The organism is Pseudomonas sp. HMSC076A11 (genome assembly GCF_001810205.1).
Taxonomy (GTDB): domain Bacteria; phylum Pseudomonadota; class Gammaproteobacteria; order Pseudomonadales; family Pseudomonadaceae; genus Pseudomonas; species Pseudomonas aeruginosa.
In genome coordinates this window covers 135,193-155,614 of the sequence record NZ_KV800269.1, presented here as the reverse complement: position 1 = coordinate 155,614, position 20,422 = coordinate 135,193, and the positions used below count along the sequence as shown (strand labels likewise).

The 20,422-nt window shown below is 66.1% G+C and carries 14 protein-coding genes, 1 pseudogene and 1 riboswitch; of the genes and pseudogenes, 6 read left to right on the top strand and 9 right to left on the bottom strand.

Going from position 1 to position 20,422, the window contains the following annotated elements:
- Positions 1–47: 47 nt before the first annotated feature.
- From HMPREF2716_RS03830 to HMPREF2716_RS03820, 3 genes are all read right to left on the bottom strand, one after another.
- Positions 48–1,526 carry a PepSY domain-containing protein gene (locus tag HMPREF2716_RS03830; protein ID WP_003118826.1) on the bottom strand — a complete coding sequence of 493 codons (1,479 nt, stop codon included), beginning with the start codon at positions 1,524–1,526 and terminating at the stop codon, positions 48–50.
- Between the two features lie 10 nt (positions 1,527–1,536).
- Positions 1,537–3,729 (bottom strand): TonB-dependent receptor, encoded by a 2,193-nt coding sequence (locus HMPREF2716_RS03825; RefSeq protein WP_023518295.1) that lies wholly within the window; start codon positions 3,727–3,729, stop codon positions 1,537–1,539.
- A 125-nt stretch (positions 3,730–3,854) separates the two neighbouring features.
- The gene (locus HMPREF2716_RS03820) at positions 3,855–4,271 is read right to left on the bottom strand and encodes a DUF2946 domain-containing protein (protein ID WP_003084647.1); all 417 of its coding nucleotides are present in this window, start codon (positions 4,269–4,271) and stop codon (positions 3,855–3,857) included.
- A 178-nt stretch (positions 4,272–4,449) separates the two neighbouring features.
- Positions 4,450–4,555, top strand: a riboswitch (S-adenosyl-L-homocysteine riboswitch).
- Positions 4,556–4,577: 22 nt separating this feature from the next.
- On the opposite strand from HMPREF2716_RS03820, the gene ahcY reads away from it, so the two are divergent.
- The 5 genes and pseudogenes from ahcY to HMPREF2716_RS03795 all read left to right on the top strand — a co-directional run bounded on the left by ahcY (position 4,578) and on the right by HMPREF2716_RS03795 (position 10,801).
- Complete coding sequence (gene ahcY / locus HMPREF2716_RS03815; protein WP_003099900.1) at positions 4,578–5,987, top strand: adenosylhomocysteinase; 1,410 nt, start codon at positions 4,578–4,580, stop codon at positions 5,985–5,987.
- A 40-nt stretch (positions 5,988–6,027) separates the two neighbouring features.
- Positions 6,028–6,582 carry an HD domain-containing protein gene (locus tag HMPREF2716_RS03810; protein ID WP_049859607.1) on the top strand — a complete coding sequence of 185 codons (555 nt, stop codon included), beginning with the start codon at positions 6,028–6,030 and terminating at the stop codon, positions 6,580–6,582.
- A gap of 66 nt (positions 6,583–6,648) precedes the next feature.
- Positions 6,649–7,497: pseudogene (gene metF, locus HMPREF2716_RS03805) on the top strand (methylenetetrahydrofolate reductase [NAD(P)H]).
- A gap of 69 nt (positions 7,498–7,566) precedes the next feature.
- Complete coding sequence (locus tag HMPREF2716_RS03800) at positions 7,567–8,637, top strand: hypothetical protein (RefSeq protein ID WP_003084637.1); 1,071 nt, start codon at positions 7,567–7,569, stop codon at positions 8,635–8,637.
- Positions 8,638–8,887: 250 nt separating this feature from the next.
- On the top strand, positions 8,888–10,801 hold the full coding sequence (locus HMPREF2716_RS03795) for an RNA helicase RhlE2 (RefSeq protein WP_017001581.1): 1,914 nt from the start codon (positions 8,888–8,890) through the stop codon (positions 10,799–10,801).
- A gap of 95 nt (positions 10,802–10,896) precedes the next feature.
- Here HMPREF2716_RS03795 and oprM read toward each other — a convergent pair whose 3' ends face one another.
- Genes oprM through mexA form a run of 3 tightly spaced genes read right to left on the bottom strand, consistent with a single transcriptional unit; the run spans position 10,897 to position 16,663 of the window.
- Positions 10,897–12,354 carry a multidrug efflux RND transporter outer membrane channel subunit OprM gene (gene oprM, locus HMPREF2716_RS03790; RefSeq protein WP_003084633.1) on the bottom strand — a complete coding sequence of 486 codons (1,458 nt, stop codon included), beginning with the start codon at positions 12,352–12,354 and terminating at the stop codon, positions 10,897–10,899.
- A 1-nt stretch (position 12,355) separates the two neighbouring features.
- Complete coding sequence (mexB, locus tag HMPREF2716_RS03785) at positions 12,356–15,496, bottom strand: multidrug efflux RND transporter permease subunit MexB (protein ID WP_003107312.1); 3,141 nt, start codon at positions 15,494–15,496, stop codon at positions 12,356–12,358.
- A gap of 15 nt (positions 15,497–15,511) precedes the next feature.
- Positions 15,512–16,663: a multidrug efflux RND transporter periplasmic adaptor subunit MexA gene (gene mexA, locus HMPREF2716_RS03780; RefSeq protein ID WP_070621817.1), complete on the bottom strand. Its 1,152-nt coding sequence runs from the start codon at positions 16,661–16,663 to the stop codon at positions 15,512–15,514.
- A gap of 274 nt (positions 16,664–16,937) precedes the next feature.
- Between mexA and mexR the strand changes: the two genes are divergently transcribed.
- Complete coding sequence (mexR, locus tag HMPREF2716_RS03775; RefSeq protein ID WP_003114897.1) at positions 16,938–17,381, top strand: effux pump transcriptional repressor MexR; 444 nt, start codon at positions 16,938–16,940, stop codon at positions 17,379–17,381.
- A gap of 68 nt (positions 17,382–17,449) precedes the next feature.
- Here the strand turns inward: mexR and HMPREF2716_RS03770 are convergent, their stop codons facing one another.
- The 3 genes from HMPREF2716_RS03770 to HMPREF2716_RS03760 form a co-directional block, all read right to left on the bottom strand.
- Entirely contained in the window at positions 17,450–18,025 is a 576-nt protein-coding gene (locus tag HMPREF2716_RS03770; protein ID WP_003084626.1) for a YceI family protein, read from the bottom strand.
- A gap of 11 nt (positions 18,026–18,036) precedes the next feature.
- On the bottom strand, positions 18,037–18,606 hold the full coding sequence (locus HMPREF2716_RS03765) for a cytochrome b (protein ID WP_003106133.1): 570 nt from the start codon (positions 18,604–18,606) through the stop codon (positions 18,037–18,039).
- Positions 18,607–18,786: 180 nt separating this feature from the next.
- On the bottom strand, positions 18,787–20,277 hold the full coding sequence (locus HMPREF2716_RS03760) for a flavin monoamine oxidase family protein (protein WP_003118815.1): 1,491 nt from the start codon (positions 20,275–20,277) through the stop codon (positions 18,787–18,789).
- Positions 20,278–20,422: the final 145 nt, after the last annotated feature.

Genomic DNA, 20,422 nt, shown 5'->3' with positions numbered 1-20,422 from the left:
GCAAATCCGGGCGTGCGGCGACGCCCAGTCTTGCCAGGTAGCCCCTCTCAGCGACGCTTCGGACGGCGGCCGCGCAGGCGACGCCAGCCGATCCAGCAGCCGCTGGCGCAGACCACCAGGCCGCCGAGGCTGAAACCGAGCATCCACAGGTCCCACAGCGGACGCCGGGTCAGCAGCGGCAGCCAGTCCCAGCTATGCAACAGGGAAAACAGCCAGCGGCTGCCGCGCCGACCGTCGTCGAGCACGCCAACCACCGCACCGCTGTAGGGATCCAGGTGCACCCAGGTATGCCGGGGATCGTCGAAACGCAGGCGCCAGACCGGCAGGCGCCGCTCCAGGTAGCCCATCATGCTGTGTTCTTCGCGCGGGTAGTAATAGAAGTCGTAGCGTTCCAACCGTTCGGCCTGCATCGGCACGCCCGGCAGCAGCGCGCGAGCCGCCGCCAGCAGGCGATCCGCGGGTAGCTCGCGGAGGATTTCGCCATCCGCCGTCAGCAGCAGGCTGTTGCCGCTGGCGCTGCGCCCGAGCGCATAGGGCTCGCCGTCGAGCGCCCGCCACTCCAGCTCGCGCACCCGCAACCCGGCGGCACGCAAGCGCCGCAGGACAGCGTCCGCCTCCAGTCCGGCGGGCAGCGCCCGGTCCCAGCTACCGCCCTGGTAGGCCGCGAGGTCGAGCGGCGTACCGCGGCCGAACAGGTTCCACGGATTCATCGACATCAGCCCGCTGAAGATCCAGCTCAGCACCAGCGCGCCGAAGAGCAGGCCGGCGAGGTGGTGCCAGCGCTGGAAACCGCCCGCATAGGGCGAGCGCGAGCCGCTGCGATAAGGCTTGCGGAAGCGCCAGCGGAGCAGGCCGACGAGGATGCCGAGGACGGTCGCCAGGGTCGCCAGCAGCGACAGGCCGATCACCAGGTTCGCCCACTGCCCGTCGAACCAGCCGCCGCGCAGCGGATAGAGCCAGTGCAGCCAGGCGCCGAGCCAGTTCCAGGCACGCTCCCGGCGGCTGGCGTCGCGTACCACCTCGCCGGTCTGCGAGGACAGGTAGAGCAGCCGGCCCTGCTCGTCCGCGGTCTGCACCCGCCATAGCGGCCGGTGCGGATCGAGGTTGCGGGTATGGGTCCAGGCGTCTTCCTCGATCCGCCCTTGCAACTGCATCGGTACTTCGCCGCTGAAAGCACGGGCCGAAGCCAGCACCCTGTCCGCGTCCACCGCCAGCGGTCGGCCGTCGCGCGCCGCCAGCGCACGCGTGCGTCCGTCGGCATCGTCCAGCAGGTAGGTCGGCAGGCCTCCTACGCTGGCCAGCCGGATGCTCCGCGGGGTCTTTCCGTCGCCGCCGGCGAGGGCCGTCCGCAGCGGTACGCAGGCCTCGCAGCCGTCCAGCTCGGGCAGGTGGGCCAGGCGTTCCAGCGGAGTCAGCTTGGGATAGCCGACATACAGCATGACCATGCCGGAGACGAACCAGAGCACCATCAGCAGGCAGCAGCCGATGCCCAGCCAGCGGTGCCACAGGTACAGGTAGCGTTTCATCGACGACTCCTCAGAAGCGCGTCTGCACGCTCAGCTCGAAGGTGCGCGGGTCGCCGACGTAGTACAGCGGCGTGCTCTGCACGAAGCGCGCGTAGACCTCGTCGGTGAGGTTGCGCACGCGCCCGGTGATCCGCGTGCGCTCGTCCAGCCGGTAGCTGAGGAAAGTCCCGTAGACCGTATAGGACGACGCGTGCCAGGTGTTGGCGTTGTTGGCGTACACCGAGGATACGTAGCGCGCGTCCACCCCGCCCTGCCAGGCCGGGTCGAAGTCGTAGGTCAGCCACAGGTTGCCGACCCGCTCCGGCACGTTCGGCGGCGTCTTGCCCTTGCGCGAGACAGCGACGCCGCCGACGTTCTCGGTGAACTCGTCGTACTGCGCGTCGACCCAGGCGAAATTGCCCTCGGCCAGAAGCTTCGGGGTGATCCGCAGGGAGGCGGCGGCCTCGATGCCCCTGGAGGTCTGCTGGCCCACCGGCACGCTGAGGTTGGGGTTGTTCGGGTCGGCCACCGAGAAGTCCCGGCGGACGATGCGGTAGGCGGCCAGGGTGGCGCTGCCGCGACCCTCGAGGAAATCGAACTTGCTGCCCAGCTCCCACTGGTCGCCGGTGGACAGGTCGTAGTCGCGGACCTGGCCGAAGCTGGCGCTGGTCAGCACCCCGCCCGGCGGGTCGGCGGCGGTACTGTATTGCAGGTAGACGTTGGCGTGCGGAGTGAACTGGTAGACCAGCCCGGCGCGCCCGGTGAGCACGTCCCAGCGCCGTTCGAAGTGTGCAGGATCGCTGGCGGTCACCGTCCGATGGTTGCGCACGTCGAGGTCGAGGTGGTCGTAGCGCAGCCCGGTGACCAGCGACAGCTCGTCGGTCAGGCCCAGGCGGTTCTCGGCGAACAACGCGCTGGTGCGCACCTCGTTGCTGCGGTCCTTCCGGTGGCCGGGACGCATGCCCGGCAGGTCGTAGAAGTGGCCCGGCTCGAAACTGGCCGGATCGACCGTACCGAACGGCCCGGAGGCGGTACTCGGGAAGCGCGTCTGCTTGTTGATGCTGTAGTCGAAGCCCAGCGCCCAGTCGCTGGCCAGTCCGAACAGCGGCTGGCTGTGCTGTAGCTCGAAGCGGTTGCCGTTGAGCTGCTGGTCGTGGCGCTGGAGGAATGCGTTGGAGCGCACCACCCCGCTGTTGTCGGCGTTGTAGCGGTAGGTCTCGAGGTTGCGGTAATCGCGCTCGGCGTCGTAGTGGTAGAAGGTGTTGCGCCAGCGCGTGCTGTCGCTGACCCGGTATTCGAGGATCGAGCGCAGCCAGCGCACGCGCTGTTCGTAGCGGCCATCGGCGACGTTGTAGTTCTCGCGGCGACGGCTCTTGTCGATCTTCAGCTCGCCGGCGTAGGGATTGAGCACCGGCGTGCCCCAGTAGGGGCTGTCTTCCTGCTCGTCCTGGTACTCCAGGGCCAGGGTGTGGGAAAGGTCCGGGGTCAGGTCGCTGAGCAGGGAGAAAGCGACGTTCCACGATTCGCGCGAATTGCGGTCGACGTAGCCGTTGCCGCCGCTGCGGCTGACGTCCAGGCGCACGAAGTGCTTCGGCTCGGGGCCGATGCCCAGGGCCTGGTTGAAGCCGAAGGTGACTTCCGAATCGTCGTAGCTGCCATAGCGCACCCGGCCTTCCATGAAATCGCCGTAGCGGTCGGCGAGCTTGCTGATGTAGTCCAGCGAGCCGCCGACGGCACCGGCGCCGTTGAGGAAGGAGGACGGACCGCCGACCAGCTCGACGCGGTCGACGATCCAGTCGTCCAGCGGACGCATGGCGCTGCTGTATTGCACCGGAATGCCGTTGAACAACTGGTTGACCTGGTTCGAGCTGAAGCCGCGGTAGGTGACGAAGCCGCCGAAGCCGGGCGGCGCCGAGGCGTTCACGCCGGGCAGGCTGTTGGCGATGTCCTGGGTGCTGCGCAGGCCGCGCCGCTCGAAGCTGGCACGGTTGGCCACGCTTACCGAGCCGGGAGTCTCGCGCAGGCTCAGGCCCAGGCGCGAGCCGCCGCCGGCGCTGTCGTCGAGATCGAGGGCCGGCGGGGTTTCCCCGGCGGCGCCGGCACTGACGGTGAGGGCGGGCAGTTCGGTGGGTTCCTCATCGGCCCAGAGCCAGGCCGGAACGCCGGCCAGGGTGAGGTTGAGACCCAGCGCGAGGACGCGGCGGGCCGTGGAGTGCTTTTTCATCGAGCGATCCTGAAGCAAGGCATGGTGGGCACGCCCGCCTCGCCCGGATGGACAGCGGCGAGCGCTGCGCGGACGAGGCAGGACGGGCGACGGATGCAAATGCCCGGCGCGGCGGGCGTTCAGGATCAGGCGGGGGAAGCGCGCGGGTTGGCCGGCGGCCAGACGTACCGGGGCGGCACCGGCTCGCGCGTGGCGGGCGGGCGGAAACGCGCCTGGCGTCGCCGTTGCAAGCGCCAGGACCAGATCACCCCGAGCGCGACGAACAGCACCAGGGCGCTGCACATCGGGCAGCTCATCGGCAACTGGGGATTGACCGGTGCCGGATCGCCGGCGGACCCGTCGTCGGGATCCAGGGATAGCCATTGGCTGGCACCGGCGACGCAGAACAGCCCGACGCTGGCCTTCTGCCCCTTGTCGCTGCCCACTCCCAGCGCCTGCAGGTGCAGGACGCCGCAAGCCAGCGCGTTGACCAGCACGCAGGCACAGAGGGCGAAGCTCAGCCACTGCAGCAGCGGCGAGCGGGAGTTGGGAGCGATTCTCATGACCGCGCACTCTAGCATCCTGACCCGCAAATTCCCCGCGCTTCTGCGCTGCGGTGCATCGCCGCAGCCCGAGGACACGACGCACGGCGACGAGCGGCGTATCAGGGGTGACTTGGGAGTTTCATGTGGCGCCGCTATAATCGCCCGCTCAGGCGGCCCTTCGGGTCGCTCCCGCCTTCCGTTCGAGGGGCGCTGCAGCAGGCCTAGGCCTGTCAGGCTCGAACGGAGCGCGCTCTCAGGCCGGCCTCGCCGGTCTGTCAACGCACCAACGGCGCCCATTCGCAGACAACGAATGGAGAGTTACGCATGAGCGCTGTCATGACGCCCGCCGGTTTCACCGACTACAAGGTCGCCGACATCACCCTGGCCGCCTGGGGCCGCCGCGAGCTGATCATCGCCGAATCGGAAATGCCCGCACTGATGGGCCTGCGCCGCAAGTATGCCGGCCAGCAGCCGCTGAAAGGCGCGAAGATCCTCGGTTGCATCCACATGACCATCCAGACCGGCGTGCTGATCGAGACCCTGGTCGCGCTGGGCGCCGAAGTCCGCTGGTCGAGCTGCAACATCTTCTCCACCCAGGACCAGGCCGCCGCCGCCATCGCCGCAGCCGGCATCCCGGTGTTCGCCTGGAAGGGCGAGACCGAGGAAGAGTACGAATGGTGCATCGAGCAGACCATCCTCAAGGACGGCCAGCCGTGGGACGCCAACATGGTGCTGGACGACGGCGGTGACCTGACCGAGATCCTGCACAAGAAATACCCGCAGATGCTCGAGCGCATCCACGGCATCACCGAAGAGACCACCACCGGGGTCCACCGCCTGCTCGACATGCTCAAGAACGGCACCCTGAAAGTCCCGGCGATCAACGTCAACGACTCGGTGACCAAGAGCAAGAACGACAACAAGTACGGCTGCCGCCATAGCCTCAACGACGCCATCAAGCGCGGCACCGACCACCTGCTGTCGGGCAAGCAGGCCCTGGTGATCGGCTACGGCGACGTGGGCAAGGGCTCCTCGCAGTCGCTGCGCCAGGAAGGCATGATCGTCAAGGTCGCGGAAGTCGACCCGATCTGCGCCATGCAGGCCTGCATGGACGGCTTCGAAGTCGTCTCGCCGTACAAGAACGGCATCAACGACGGAACCGAGGCCAGCATCGACGCCGCGCTGCTGGGCAAGATCGACCTGATCGTCACCACCACCGGCAACGTCAACGTCTGCGACGCCAACATGCTCAAGGCGCTGAAGAAACGCGCGGTGGTCTGCAACATCGGCCACTTCGACAACGAGATCGACACCGCCTTCATGCGCAAGAACTGGGCCTGGGAAGAGGTCAAGCCGCAGGTGCACAAGATCCACCGCACCGGCAAGGATGGTTTCGACGCGCACAACGACGACTACCTGATCCTTCTCGCTGAGGGCCGCCTGGTCAACCTGGGCAACGCAACCGGCCATCCGAGCCGGATCATGGACGGTTCCTTCGCCAACCAGGTGCTGGCGCAGATCCACCTGTTCGAGCAGAAGTACGCCGACCTGCCGGCCGCCGAGAAGGCCAAGCGCCTGAGCGTCGAAGTGCTGCCGAAGAAGCTCGACGAGGAAGTGGCCCTGGAGATGGTCAAGGGCTTCGGCGGCGTGGTCACCCAGCTGACCCCGAAACAGGCCGAGTACATCGGCGTGAGCGTGGAAGGCCCGTTCAAGCCGGACACCTATCGCTACTAAGCGGACCACGGGGCAGGCGCCATGCGCCTGCCCCGTTCGCATGAGCGCTCCCACGATGTCCACGCACCTCGCCGATCGCTACAACCAGGCCTGGCTGTTCGCCGCCCGCGCCCACCGCAACCAGACCCTCAGCGGCTCGCCGCTGCCTTATCTGGTGCACCTGGGCATGGTCGCCAACGAGCTGCTGGCCGCCGATCGCGACGGTGCCATCGAACGGCTCGGGGAAACCCTGCAGATCGCGGTCCTGCACGACACCCTGGAAGACACGGTGACCTCACCCGAGGAGCTGCGGCAACAGTTCGGCGAGTTCGTCTGTGCCGGCGTGCAGGCCCTGAGCAAGCGCGTCGGCGACGGCCCCAAGCGTTCCCTCGACGACTATCTCCAGGCGCTTGCCGAGGGCCCGGCGCAGTACGCCCTGGTCAAGCTGTGCGACCGCATCACCAACCTGCAGCCACCGCCGCAGACCTGGAACCAGGACAAGATCGCGAACTACCACCAGGAGTCGCAGCTGATCCTCGCTCGCCTCGGCCATGCCCACGCCGCGACGGCCCGACGCCTGCGGGAAAAAATCGAGCACTACCGCCAGTACTACTGAAGTACCCGGCGCTAGTCGGAATCAACAAGAAGAGGCGCGGCCGTGGTCGCGTCCAAGGAACCGATCATGAGTCAGAGCGAACGCCGTTTCAGCTTCGAGTTCTTCCCGGCGAAGACCGAGGCCGGCCATGAAAAGCTGTTGGCCACCGCCCGCAACCTGGCGGGCTACAAGCCCGACTTCTTCTCCTGCACCTACGGCGCCGGCGGATCCACCCGCGACCGCACGTTGAGTACCGTGCTGCAACTGGACGGCGAGGTGAAGGTGCCGACCGCGCCCCACCTGTCCTGTGTCGGCGACTCGAAAGCCGAGTTGCGCGAACTGCTCGGCCGCTAGCGCGAGGCCGGCATCCGCCGCATCGTCGCCCTGCGCGGCGACCTGCCGTCGGGCATGGGCATGGCCAGCGGCGAACTGCGCTACGCCAACGAACTGGTGGACTTCATCCGCACCGAGACCGGCGACCACTTCCACATCGAGGTCGCCGCCTATCCGGAGGTCCACCCCCAGGCGCGCAGCTTCGAGGATGACCTGGCGAACTTCGTGCGCAAGGTGAAGGCCGGCGCCAGCAGCGCCATCACCCAGTACTTCTTCAACGCCGATGCCTATTTCTACTTCGTCGAGCGGGTCGCCAAGCTCGGCGTGGACATCCCGGTGGTCCCCGGCATCATGCCGATCACCAACTACTCCAAGCTGGCGCGCTTCTCCGACGCCTGCGGCGCCGAACTGCCGCGCTGGATCCGCAAGCAACTGGAAGCCTACGGCGACGACAGCCGCAGCATCCAGGCCTTCGGCGAGCAGGTCATCAGCGAGATGTGCGAACGCCTGCTGGAGGGCGGCGCACCGGGACTGCATTTCTATACTTTGAACCAGGCCGATCCGAGCCTGGCGATCTGGAAGAATCTCCAGCTGCCACGCTGATACCGCCTACGCGGTTCGGCCCGGCAGCGTATACCGGCAGGGAAGCCTCTCACGCGATCCACGACAGACATGGCCAACTCACGCAAGCATCTGATCTACCTGGTCTACGGGCGACAGACCTACCACCAGGAAGCCCTGTTCAGCATCGCCAGCGCCTTCGCCCACCTCCGCGACGGGGCGGCGCATGGCCTGACGGTCAGGGTCTATACCGACGACCCCAGTCCCTACGCCGGCCTGCCGGTGCAGGTCCGCGAAGTGACGGCCGAGGAGCTGGTCGCCTGGTGCCAACCGCACGGCTATCACTTCCGCGCCAAGCACGTGGCCCTGCGCGACGCCCTGGAAGACGCCGACCAGGCATTGCTGATCGACACCGATACCTTCTTCCACAGTTCGCCCCTGCGCCTGTTCGACCGCATCCAGCCCGGCAGCCTGCTGTGCAACGCGATCGGCGCGCGCTATGGCGAACACCGTAACTTCCCGCTCTACCGCGACCTCTCGCCCTACCTGTTCGAGCGCGGCTGGGCCGACGACGAGATGCACCAGCTCAACTCCGGCGTCATCGGCCTGCCTCGGGAAGAGGCGAAAATACTCGACCGTTCGTTGGAATTAATGGATGAACTCTATCCAATTGCCAACGGTGCCTATACTCTTGAAGAATTCGTCCTGGCCGTCGCCGCCCACAAGCGGCTGGAGCTGGTGGGTTGTACCGACCTGATCCACCATTACTGGAGCCGGAAACAGCTGTTCCGCGCGAAGATCCAGGCCTGGTTGTGCAAGCACGGTTCCTCCCTTCTCAGCGCTGCAGCCCTCGACGACACCCTCAAGGTGACCGATCGACTGCCACGCCCACCGCGTGCCAAGCGTCTGCTGTACAAGCTGGGAACCCTGCCGTTGCCGGCTCCGATGCGCCAGTTCAGTATCGAACTGCTCTACGGTTGCCACGAATACAGTAACGAGTTCGACCGGGCCTGCGGCCCCGTCTGGTGGGAGAAAGCCGCGACCAATGCCATCGAACGCTATCCGCAGGAACCGATTGCGGAACAAATCGAGGATTGGCTGAATCACAGCTTGCTGCGCAACCTCCTTGGCTCCCGGGCCAACGAGATCCGCCAGCATTTGCGCCAGCGTGACCTGCTCTGACCGCAGCCCTCCGTTGACGCTGCCCCCGGCCCCCCCACCCAGGGCCGGGAGCGAACCGGCCAGCGCCCCCGACCAGGTGCGCGGCCATGCCCGCGAGGGCACCCGTTCGACACCGGCCACCGAGCGCATACGCAGCGCCGCGGCCAGACCTTCCGCCCTGGCCGACAGGGCCCGAAGGTAGACAGGAGTTCGCAGAACTTGGTGATTTCACAGCAGCCGGCCTCGCCCCGGCCCATATAGGAAAACCCGCATGTCCTTTTCTTCCCTCGGACTCTCCGAGGCGCTTGCCCGCGCTGTGGAGGCTGCGGGCTACAGCCAGCCCACTCCCGTGCAACAGCGGGCGATTCCCGCCGTGTTGCAAGGTCGCGACCTGATGGTTGCGGCACAGACCGGCACCGGCAAGACCGGTGGTTTCGCCCTGCCGGTACTGGAGCGCCTGTTCCCCGCCGGTCATCCCGACCGCGAACACCGCCACGGCCCGCGCCAGGCGCGCGTGCTGGTACTGACCCCGACCCGTGAGCTGGCCGCCCAGGTGCATGACAGCTTCAAGGTCTACGCCCGCGACCTGCCGCTGAACAGCACCTGCATCTTCGGCGGCGTTGGCATGAACCCGCAGATCCAGGCCCTGGCCAAGGGCGTCGACGTACTCGTCGCCTGCCCCGGCCGCCTGCTCGACCTGGCCGGGCAGAACAAGGTCGACCTGTCCCACGTGGAAATCCTCGTCCTCGACGAAGCCGACCGCATGCTCGACATGGGCTTCATCCACGATGTGAAGAAGGTTCTCGCCAAGCTGCCGCCCAAGCGCCAGAACCTGCTGTTCTCGGCTACCTTCTCGAAAGACATCGTCGACCTCGCCAACAAGCTCCTGCACAACCCGGAACGCATCGAGGTAACGCCGCCGAACACCACGGTCGAGCGCATCGAGCAACGCGTGTTCCGCCTGCCGGCGCCGCAGAAGCGCGCCCTGCTGGCGCACCTGGTGACCGTCGGCGCCTGGGAACAGGTGCTGGTCTTCACCCGTACCAAGCACGGCGCCAACCGTCTCGCCGAGTACCTGACCAAGCACGGCCTGCCGGCCGCCGCGATCCATGGCAACAAGAGCCAGAACGCGCGGACCAAGGCGCTGGCCGACTTCAAGGCCAACGACGTGCGCATCCTGGTGGCGACCGACATCGCCGCCCGCGGCCTGGATATCGACCAGTTGCCCCATGTGGTCAACTACGAGCTGCCCAACGTCGAGGAAGACTACGTCCACCGCATCGGCCGTACCGGCCGAGCCGGACGCAGCGGCGAGGCGATCTCGCTGGTGGCGCCGGACGAAGAGAAGCTGCTCAAGGCCATCGAGAAGATGACCAGACAGCGTATTCCCGATGGCGATGCCCAGGGTTTCGACCCCGAGGCCGTGCTGCCCGAGGTGGCCCAGCCGGAGCCCCGCGAAGCGCCGCAGAAGCAGCCGCGCCGCGACAAGGAACGGCGCAGCAGCCGCGAGCGCAAGCCGAAAGACGCCCAGGCGAGCAACCCCGACAGCAATGTCGCTGCGGCCCAGGACGGTACCGAGAAGCCGGCTGGAAAGCGCCGCCGTCGCGGTGGCAAGAACAAGGAAAACCGCGAGGCCGGCCAAGCGCAGCAGCCGCGGCAGAGCCGCGAAGCGCGTCCGGCCAAGCCCAATCGGCCGCCGGAAGTCGACGGTAATCGCGATCCGGAAGAGTTCCTCGACGACGACTTCGACAATTTCGGCAACCGCGCCGACTACGTCAGCCCCTACCAGGGCCAGGAAAACAAGGGACGCGGACGCCGCGGTGGCCAGCAGAAACCCCAGGGCGGCACCGGCCAGCAGGGTCGTGGCCAGGGCCAAGCTCGCGGCAAGAGCCAGGGCGCCGCTCAAGGCGGCGCTCGCGGTCAGGGTGCCGGCCAGGGCAAGGCGAAGAAACCGCGCGCCGGCAAGCCGCGCGGCCAGGGTCGCGAGAATGCCTCGCGGATGAGCGACGCGCCGCTGCGCGAGCCGTCCGAGTATGGCACCGGCAAGCAGCCGAGCCGCCAGCCGGTGGTGATCAACAAGCGCGACCTGGTGCGCATGGATCGCTTCCCCACCGCCGAGCAGCTCGACGAGCTGGAACCGCGGCGCAAGGGCGAGCGCCCCGCACTGCTGACCCGCAACCGCTAAGGCCGAGCGGGTCCGTGACGCGGACCCGCCGACTTCCGCGAGGATAAAAAAACGCCGACCCTAGGGTCGGCGTTCTTGCATGGCGCGGAAGGCGATCAAGCCTGGGGATCTTCCTTCTTCGCGGTCTGCTGCTGGGTCACGGTCTGCTGGTTCCAGCCGCCGCCAAGGGCCTTGTACAGGTTGACCTCGCTGGTCAGCTGATTGAGGCGGTCGGTGATCAGTTGCTGCTGCGCGGTGAACAGCGAGCGTTGCGCGTCGAGCAGGGTCAGGTAGTTGTCCACCCCCGTGCGATAGCGCTTGTCGGCGAGCTGGTAGTACTCGTCGCTGGCCTTGACCAGATCGCGCTGCGCCTGCAACTGCTCGGTGAAGGTACCGCGCGCGGCCAGGCCGTCGGCGACTTCCTGGAACGCCGTCTGGATCGCCTTCTCGTACTGCGCGACGTTGATGTCCTTCTGGATCTTCGCGTAGTCCAGGCTGGCACGCAGGCTGCCGGCGGTGAAGATCGGCAGGTTGATCGACGGCTGGAACAACCAGGAACCCGAACCGGCGTCGAACAGGCCGGACAGTTGGCGGCTCATGGTGCCGGCGTTGGCGGTCAGGCTGATGCTCGGGAAGAACGCCGCGCGCGCGGCGCCGATGCTGGCGTTGGCAGCCATGAGCTGGTGCTCGGCCTCGAGGATGTCCGGGCGCCGTTGCAGCAGGTCCGACGGCAGACCCGCCGGCACTTCGGTCAGCAGGGTCTGGTCCAGGCCCAGGCCTTGCGGCAGGTTCGCCGGGATCCCGGAACCCAGCAGCAGGACCAGTGCATTCTGGTCCTGGGCTACCAGGCGGGTGTACTGCGCCAGGGTCGCGCGGGCGCCTTCCACGGCGGTCTGCGCCTGGCGCAGGTCGAGCGCGGAGGCGACGCCGACGTCGTAGCTGCGCTGGGTCAGGTCGAAACTCTTCTGGTAGGTGCCCAAGGTGTCCTTGGTCAGCTGCAACTGCGCCTGGTCGGCCTTCAGCGTCAGGTAGGCGGTCGCCACGCTGGCCACCAGGGTGGTCTGCGCGCTGCGCTGCGCCTGTTCGGTCGCCAGGTACTGCTCCAGGGCCTGGTCGCGCAGGCTGCGCAGGCGGCCGAAGAGATCGAGTTCCCAGGCGGTAGTGCCCAGGGTCACCCCGTACTGGCTGGAAATCGCCGGACTGCCGGTGGTCGACAGGTCGCCCGGCAAACGCTGGCGGGTGCCGCTACCGTCCACGCCGATCCGCGGGAACAGGTCGGCCCGCTGGATGCGGTACTGCGCCCGGAAGGCCTCGACGTTCAGCGCGGCGACCCGCAGGTCGCGGTTGTTTTCCAGCGCCACGCCGATCAGTTGCTGCAACTGCGGGTCGCGGAAGAACTCGCGCCAGCCGATGTCGGCGGCCGGAACGGCCGCCGCGCCGGTGTTCTGCCCGTAGGCCTGCCCTTGCGGGTAGGCCGCGGCTACCGGCGCCTCGGGGCGCTGGTAGTCGGGGATCAGCGAGCAGCCGGACAGAACGACAGCGGCTACCGCCAGGGAAAGGAAGGACCGTTTCATATCATTGCCCCTTTTCGACGGACGCTTGCTGCTTGGACGCCTCGTCCTTGAACAGCGTGCTGACCGCCACGTAGAACAGCGGTACCCAGAAGATCGCCAGGACGGTCGCAGTGACCATGCCGCCGATCACGCCGGTACCGATCGCATGCTGGCTGCCCGAGCCGGCGCCGGTGGAGATCGCCAGCGGGACCACGCCGAGGATGAACGCCAGGGAGGTCATCACGATCGGCCGCAGACGCATGCGGCAGGCTTCGATGGCCGCCTCGACGATGCCCTTGCCCTGCTCGTGCAGCTCCTTGGCGAACTCCACGATGAGAATGGCGTTCTTCGCCGACAGGCCGATGGTCGTCAACAGGCCCACCTGGAAGAACACGTCGTTGGACAGGCCGCGCATGGACGTCGCCAGCAGCGCGCCGATCACGCCCAACGGCACCACCAGCATCACCGAGAACGGAATCGACCAGCTTTCGTACAGGGCCGCCAGGCAGAGGAACACCACCAGCAGCGACAGCGCATACAGCGCCGGCGCCTGCGAGCCGGACAAGCGCTCCTCGTAGGACAGGCCGGTCCAGGAGTAGCCAACGCCTTTCGGCAATTGCTTGACGATCTCCTCGACCGCCGCCATGGCGTCACCGGAACTCAGGCCGGGCGCCGGCTCGCCGAGGATCTCCATCGCCGGCACGCCATTGTAGCGCTCCAGCTTCGGCGAACCGTATTCCCACTTGCCGGTGGCGAAGGCGTTGAACGGCACCATCTCGCCCTTGTCGTTGCGCACGTACCACTTGCTCAGGTCGTCCGGGTTCATCCGCGCGTCCGGCCTGCCCTGCAGGTAGACCCGCTTGACCCGGCCACGGTCGATGAAGTCGTTGACGTAGCTGGAACCCCAGGCGATGGACACGGTGCTGTTGATGTCGGCAAGGGACACGCCGAGGGCGCTGGCCTTCTCGTCGTCGATCTCCAGCTTGTACTGCGGTTCGTCGCTCATGCCGTTGGGGCGCACGCGTTGCAGCGCCGGGTTCTGCGCGGCGAGCATGAGGAACTTGTTGCGCGCCTGGAGCAGGACTTCGTGGCCGACGCCCGCCTGGTCCTGGAGGAACAGGTCGAAGCCGGTGGCGTTACCCAGTTCCAGTACCGACGGCGGCGCGAAGGCGAACACCATCGCGTCCTTGAAGCTGAAGAAGTGCATCTGCGCGCGCTTGGCCAGTTCGAACACGCTGTTCTCGCCACCGGGACGCTCTTCCCAGGGCTTGAGCATGATGAACGCCATGCCCGAACTCTGGCCGCGGCCGGCGAAGTTGAAGCCGGTCACGGTGAACACCGAGCTGACCGAAGAGCTTTCCTTCTCCAGCAGGTATTCGCGCATCGAGTCCACCACCACCTGGGTACGCTCGGCACTGGAGCCCGGCGGGGTCTGTACCTGGGCGAACAGTACGCCCTGGTCCTCGTCGGGGAGGAACGCGGTGGGAATGCGGGTGAACATCCAGATCATCCCGGCCACGATCACCACGTAGATCAGCAGGTACGGCGCGCGATGCTTGAGGATCGACGCCACGCCCCGCTCGTAGCCGTGGGTGGTGGAAAGGAACATCCGGTTGAACCAGCCGAAGAAGCCGCCCTTGTGCTCGCCATGGTCGCCTTTCTCGATCGGCTTGAGCATGGTCGCGCAGAGCGCCGGGGTGAGGATCAGCGCCACGATCACCGAGAGGGCCATGGCCGACACGATGGTGATGGAGAACTGCCGGTAGATCACCCCGGTGGAGCCGCCGAAGAACGCCATCGGCAGGAATACCGCCGAGAGCACCATGGCGATACCGACCAGCGCGCCCTGGATCTGGCCCATGGACTTGCGCGCCGCCTCCCTTGGCGACAGGCCTTCCTCGGCCATCACCCGCTCGACGTTCTCCACCACCACGATGGCGTCGTCCACCAGCAAGCCGATGGCCAGCACCATGCCGAACATGGTCAGGGTGTTGATCGAGAAGCCGAACGCGGCGAGCACGCCGAAGGTCCCCAGCAGCACCACCGGTACGGCGATGGTCGGGATCAGCGTGGCGCGGAAGTTCTGCAGGAACAGGTACATCACCAGGAACACGAGGAGGATCGCCTCGCCGAGGGTCTTCACTACCTCATGGATCGAGGCCGAGACCACCGGGGTGGTGTCGTACGGGTAGACCACCTTCATGCCCTGCGGCATGAACGGTTCCAGGTTGGCGATGGTCTGGCGGATCGCCTTGGCGGTATCCAGCGCGTTGGCGCCGGTGGCCAGCTTGATCGCGATACCGGACGCCGGGCTGCCGTTGAACTGCGCGTTGATGCTGTAGTCCTGGCCGCCCAGGCCTACATCGGCGACGTCCTTCAGGCGCACCTGGGAACCGTCGGGATTGACCTTGAGCAGGATGTTCTCGAATTGCTCCGCGGTCTGCAGGCGGGTCTTGCCGATGATGGTGGCGTTGAGCTGCTGGCCCTTGACCGCCGGCAAGCCGCCGAGCTGGCCGGAGGAAATCTGCACGTTCTGCGCCTGGATCGCGCTGCTCACGTCGCCGGGGGTCAGCTGGTAGCTGTTCAGCTTGGCCGGGTCGAGCCAGATGCGCATCGAGTACTGCGAGCCGAACACCTGGAAGTCACCGACGCCCTTGGTCCGCGAGAGCGGGTCCTGGATGTTGGAAACGATGTAGTTCGACAGGTCTTCCTTGGTCATGCTGCCGTCGGTGGAAACCACACCGACCACCATGAGGAAGTTCTTCACCGCCTTGGTCACCCGGATCCCCTGGCGCTGCACTTCCTGCGGCAGTAGCGGGGTGGCCAGTTGCAGCTTGTTCTGCACCTGGACCTGGGCGATGTCGGGGTCGGTGCCCTGTTCGAAGGTCACGGTGATGGTCATGCTGCCGTCGGAGTTACTCTCCGAGGAGATGTAGCGCAGATTGTCGATCCCGTTCATCTGCTGCTCGATCACCTGGACCACGGTGTCCTGCACCGTCTCGGCCGAGGCGCCCGGGTAGCTCACCTGCACGGCGATGGCCGGCGGGGCGATGGCCGGGTACTGGTTGACCGGCAGACTGAGGATCGACAGGCCGCCCGCGAGCATGATCACCAAGGCGATCACCCACGCGAAAATGGGCCTATCAATGAAAAACTTCGACATTACGAATCCCCTTGATCAGCCCTTGCTGTCGGTTTTCGCCGGAGCGGCGTCGGCCTTCTGCGCGGACGCGACATTCTTCGCCGGCACGGTCTTCACCTCGACACCCGGCTGCACGAACTGCAGGCCTTCGGTAATGATCTTGTCGCCGGCGTTCAGGCCTTCGGTAACCAGCCACTTGTCGCCGATCACCCGGTCGGCCTTGATCACCCGCAGCTCGACCTTGTTCTGCGCGTTCACCACCAGCGCGGTAGCCTGGCCCTTGAGGTCGCGGGTCACGCCTTGCTGCGGAGCGAGGATGGCCTTCTGCTTGACGCCTTCCTGCAACTGCGCGTGAACGAACATGCCGGGCAGCAGCTCGTTGTTCGGGTTGGGGAACACGGCGCGGATGGTGACCGAGCCGGTGCCTTCGTCGACGGAAACCTCGGAGAATTCGAGGCGACCTTCCAGCGGGTATTGGCTACCGTCCTCCAGCTTCAGGGAGACCTTCGCCGCGTTGTCGCCGGCGCGCTCCAACTGGCCGCTGGCCAGTTCGCGGCGCAGGCGCAGCAGGGCGGTGGACGGCTGGGTGACGTCGACGTAGATCGGGTCGAGCTGTTGCACGGTGGCCATCGCGTTGGCCTGGCCGTTGGTCACCAGGGCGCCTTCGGTCACCGCGGAACGGCCGATGCGGCCGGAGATCGGCGACAGCACCTTGGTGTAGCGCAGGTTGATCCGCGCCTGCTCCACCGCCGCCTTGGACTGCAGGTAGGCGGCATTGGCGTCGGCGTACTGCTGCTTGCTCACGGCCTGGTCGGCGACCAGCAGCTTGTAGCGCTGGGCCTGCTCCTGGGTCGAAGCCAGGTTGGCCTGGGCGCTCTGGTAGTCGGCCTCGTAGGTGGCGGGGTCGATCTGGTAGAGCTGCTGCCCGGCCTTGACGTCGCTGCCTTCCTTGAACAGGCGCTTGAGGATGATGCCGTTCACCTGGGGACGCACCTCGGCGATGCGGAACGCATTGGTCCGGCCCGGCAGCTCGGTATTCAGGGTCACCGTCTGCACTTCCAGGGTCACGATCCCGACCTCCGGCGTTTGCGCCGGCGGCGGCGCCTCGCTTTTTCCGCACCCGGAAAGGGCCGAAATCGCGACCAGCAGGGCCGGAACCAGTACACGCATGGCTGGCGTTCGTTGCATAGCGTTGTCCTCATGAGCGAAAGCGGCCGATGCAGCGTGAAGGCGCTGCACCGGCTCGAAGAAGGCAGGCAAAATACTTACATTCATAGGTGTTTGTAAACGTCCGAAAGCCTCGCGTGAAAACACCTGAAACGTTTTAGCTCGATGGCCGGTTATCCACCCGGCGCCATGGCCCATATTCAGAACCTGAAACAAGGTTGATAAGGTCAACTAAAATAAGCAAAATAGTTGACTGGATCAACCACATTTACATTAGGTTTACTCGGCCAAACCAATGAACTACCCCGTGAATCCCGACCTGATGCCCGCGCTGATGGCGGTCTTCCAGCATGTGCGGACGCGCATCCAGAGCGAGCTCGATTGCCAGCGACTCGACCTGACCCCGCCCGACGTCCATGTATTGAAGCTTATCGACGAACAACGCGGGCTGAACCTGCAGGACCTGGGACGCCAGATGTGCCGCGACAAGGCACTGATCACCCGGAAGATCCGCGAGCTGGAGGGAAGAAACCTGGTCCGCCGCGAGCGCAACCCCAGCGACCAGCGCAGCTTCCAGCTCTTCCTCACCGACGAGGGGCTGGCCATCCACCAGCATGCGGAGGCCATCATGTCACGCGTGCATGACGAGTTGTTTGCCCCGCTCACCCCGGTGGAACAGGCCACCCTGGTGCATCTCCTCGACCAGTGCCTGGCCGCGCAACCGCTTGAGGATATTTAAGAACATTCTTTTCGAAGCACAATGAAAAACGCCGGCGATCGCCGGCGTTTTTCGTTTCAGGTATCCGCTTACTGGCGAATGCCTTCGACGGAGAGCAGCAGCTCGACTTCCTGGGATGCCGGGCCGAGGTCCATCTTGATGCCGAAGTCTTTCAGCTTCAGGGTGGCGCTGCCTTCGAAGCCGGCACGGTAGCCGCCCCACGGGTCGTCGCCCTGGCCGATCAGCTTGGCCTTGATGGTGACCGGCTTGGTCACGCCGTTCAGGGTCAGGTTGCCGGTGATGTCGGCGCTGTCGCCGTTGGCCTTCACTTCGGTGGATTCGAAGGTAGCGGTCGGGTTCTTGCTGACGTTGAGGAAATCACCGCTGCGCAGGTGCTTGTCACGCTCGGCATGGTTGGTGTCCACGCTGTTGGTGTTGATGGTCACCTTGACCTTGTCGGCCGACGGGTTCTTCTCGTCGAAGGTGAAGCTGCCGTCGAAGTCGTTGAAGCGGCCGTACAGCCAGCTATAGCCCAGGTGCTTGATGCGGAACTCGATGAAGGCGTGCTGGCCTTCCTTGTCGATCTTGTAGTCCGCGGCCATTGCCTGGCCGGCGGTGAACAGTGCGGAGCCGAGCGCCAGCGCGGCAAGGGTCTTCTTCAGCATGGACATTCTCCTTAACGTGGTTGTTGATCATTCGACGAGCGACCGAGCATGCGCTTTAGGGTCGGGTCGCGGTCGACGAAGTGATGCTTGAGGGCGGCCAGGGCATGGAGGACGGCGAAGACCACCAGCGCCCAGGCCAGGTAGAGATGGATTTCACCCGCGACGTCCGCCTGGTCGGGCAGCCCGCTGAGGGTTGCCGGCACGGAGAACCAGCCGAACACGCTGATCGGTTCGCCGTCGGCGGTGGAAATCAGATAGCCCGCGACGATCACCGCCAGCAGCAGCCCGTACAGCGCGAGGTGGCCAAGCTTGCTCGCTACCCGCGTGAGCGGACCGTGGTTGGCCGGCGCCGGCGGCGGCGGGCTGACGAAACGCCAGACGATCCGCACCAGCAGGGCAATGGCCAGCAGGATGCCGATGCTTTTATGCAGGGCCGGCGCGGGGTGGTACCAGGGGTCGTAATAGCTCAGTTCGCGCATCCACAGGCCCAGGCCGAACAGGCCGAAGACCACCAGCGCGCTGCCCCAGTGCAGGAACAGGCTGAATACGCCGTAACGGGATGAGGTATTGCGCCACTGCATGAAAAACTTCCTTGAAAAGCGAAGCCTCAAGACTAGCGGCAAATCCATCGAGTTAAAGCAGAAAATTCTGCTTTGAAACATCGATTCACAAGATAGGTTCGCAGGCTAAGAAAAAACCCCGGATTGCGCTGCGAACCGGGAAGCGCAAGGCGCCGGAGCTTCCGGCGCCGGCGAAGGGGATCAATCGAACAGGCGGGTGAACCAGGCGAACGGGTTCTTCTTCTCGCCGCCGGTCGTCGGTGCGGCCACCTTCTCGGCCTTCGCCACCATCGGCGCGCCCTCGATCACCGGCGTCTTGCCGGCATACAGGTCGCGCACCTGGCTGGCCGCGCGCTTGCCGCTACGCAGCGCGCCCTCGATGGTGCCGGGGTACAGCGCATCGGTGTGCTCGCCGGCGAAGGCGACCCGCGACAGCGGCTGTTCCCAGATCCGCCAGAAACGCGTCACCTGGCCCGGACCGTAGGCCAGGTAGGAACCACCGGTACCCGGATCGGCGCTGTAGCGACGAATTTCGTAGCCGGCGAAGGCACCGCGCATCTTCGGATAGAACTTGTTCATGCGGATCAGCACCTGATCGACCATCTGCCGGTCGCCGAAAGCCTGCAGCACGCGGGCGTTGTCGCCGGACAGGTTGATCAGCACGTTGGCGCCGCCTTTCAGCGCCGGCTCGACCCAGATCATGCCCAGGCCCTGGTCGCTGAAGATCTCGCCGGAGAGGCGCGACTTGTCGTCCCACACCGGACGCTTGAACTTCAGCAGGATCTGGTCGCGCCAGCCATAGTTGGTGCCCTTCAGCGCGGACATCTGGGTACCGCTCAGGGACGGGGTCATCTGGATCTGGCCGAGCGCCTTCAGCGGCACGGCGAGAACCACGTAGTCGGCCTTGTAGGTCTCGCTGCCGGCCTTGACGGCGACGCCGTCCTTGGCCTGGACGATGCTCGACACCTTGGATTTGGTCTTGATCGTCTTGATCTGCTTGACGAAGGCTTCCGCCAGCACCTGGCTGCCGCCGGGCAGGCGCGCCGCGCGCAGGTCGCGGTCGTCGACGCCACGGTAGGCGCGGCCCTGCTGGGCGAGGTAGAGCAGCGACAGGCGCGACGGTTCGTCGTAGCGCGAACGGATACGCTGGTTGACCAGCAGGCGCGCGGTCGGCGACAGGTTCAGCTTGTCCAGCCAGCGCGCGGCGTTCATCTGGTCGAGGGCGAACAGGGTATTGCTCGAGGCAGGGTTGAGCGGGTCGGAGATCGATGCCGAGAGATCGTCCAGGGTCGACTCGAAGCGCTTGAGGTCGGCGGCGACGTTCGGCTGCTTGAGCGCGAGATCGCTGCTGCTGTAGTACAGGCCGTCGATCAGGTAGCTGGGGGTGCGGACGAAGTCCGGTGCCGGCACCGGCTTCAGCTTGAAGGTGTCCAGGTAGGCATTGAGCGTGGGCTGGACCTTCTGGTTGCCGACCCATTCGCTGGTGGCCAGGCCGGAACGCCCGCCCACCTGCGGCCGCGCTTCGAGCACCGTGACCTGCCAGCCGTCCTTCTGCAATTCGTAGGCCGCGCTCAGGCCTGCCAGGCCCGCGCCGACGACGATCGCCGTAGGCTGTTTATCCTTGCCCAGCGCCACCGCGCTGAACACCCCCAACATGAGAAACGCCGCGGCGCGCAGCCACCTTAACGACATACCGGACTCCCCAGGAAAAAAGCAAAGACGCAACGGCGCGCAGCATACGCCAGAGCCGTTTGGGCCACCATAGGAGTCCGTCGGCGGCTGCTGTCGGATGTGTCCCAACCCGCCGGGTTGTTCATCTCACCCCCATTGCATAGGC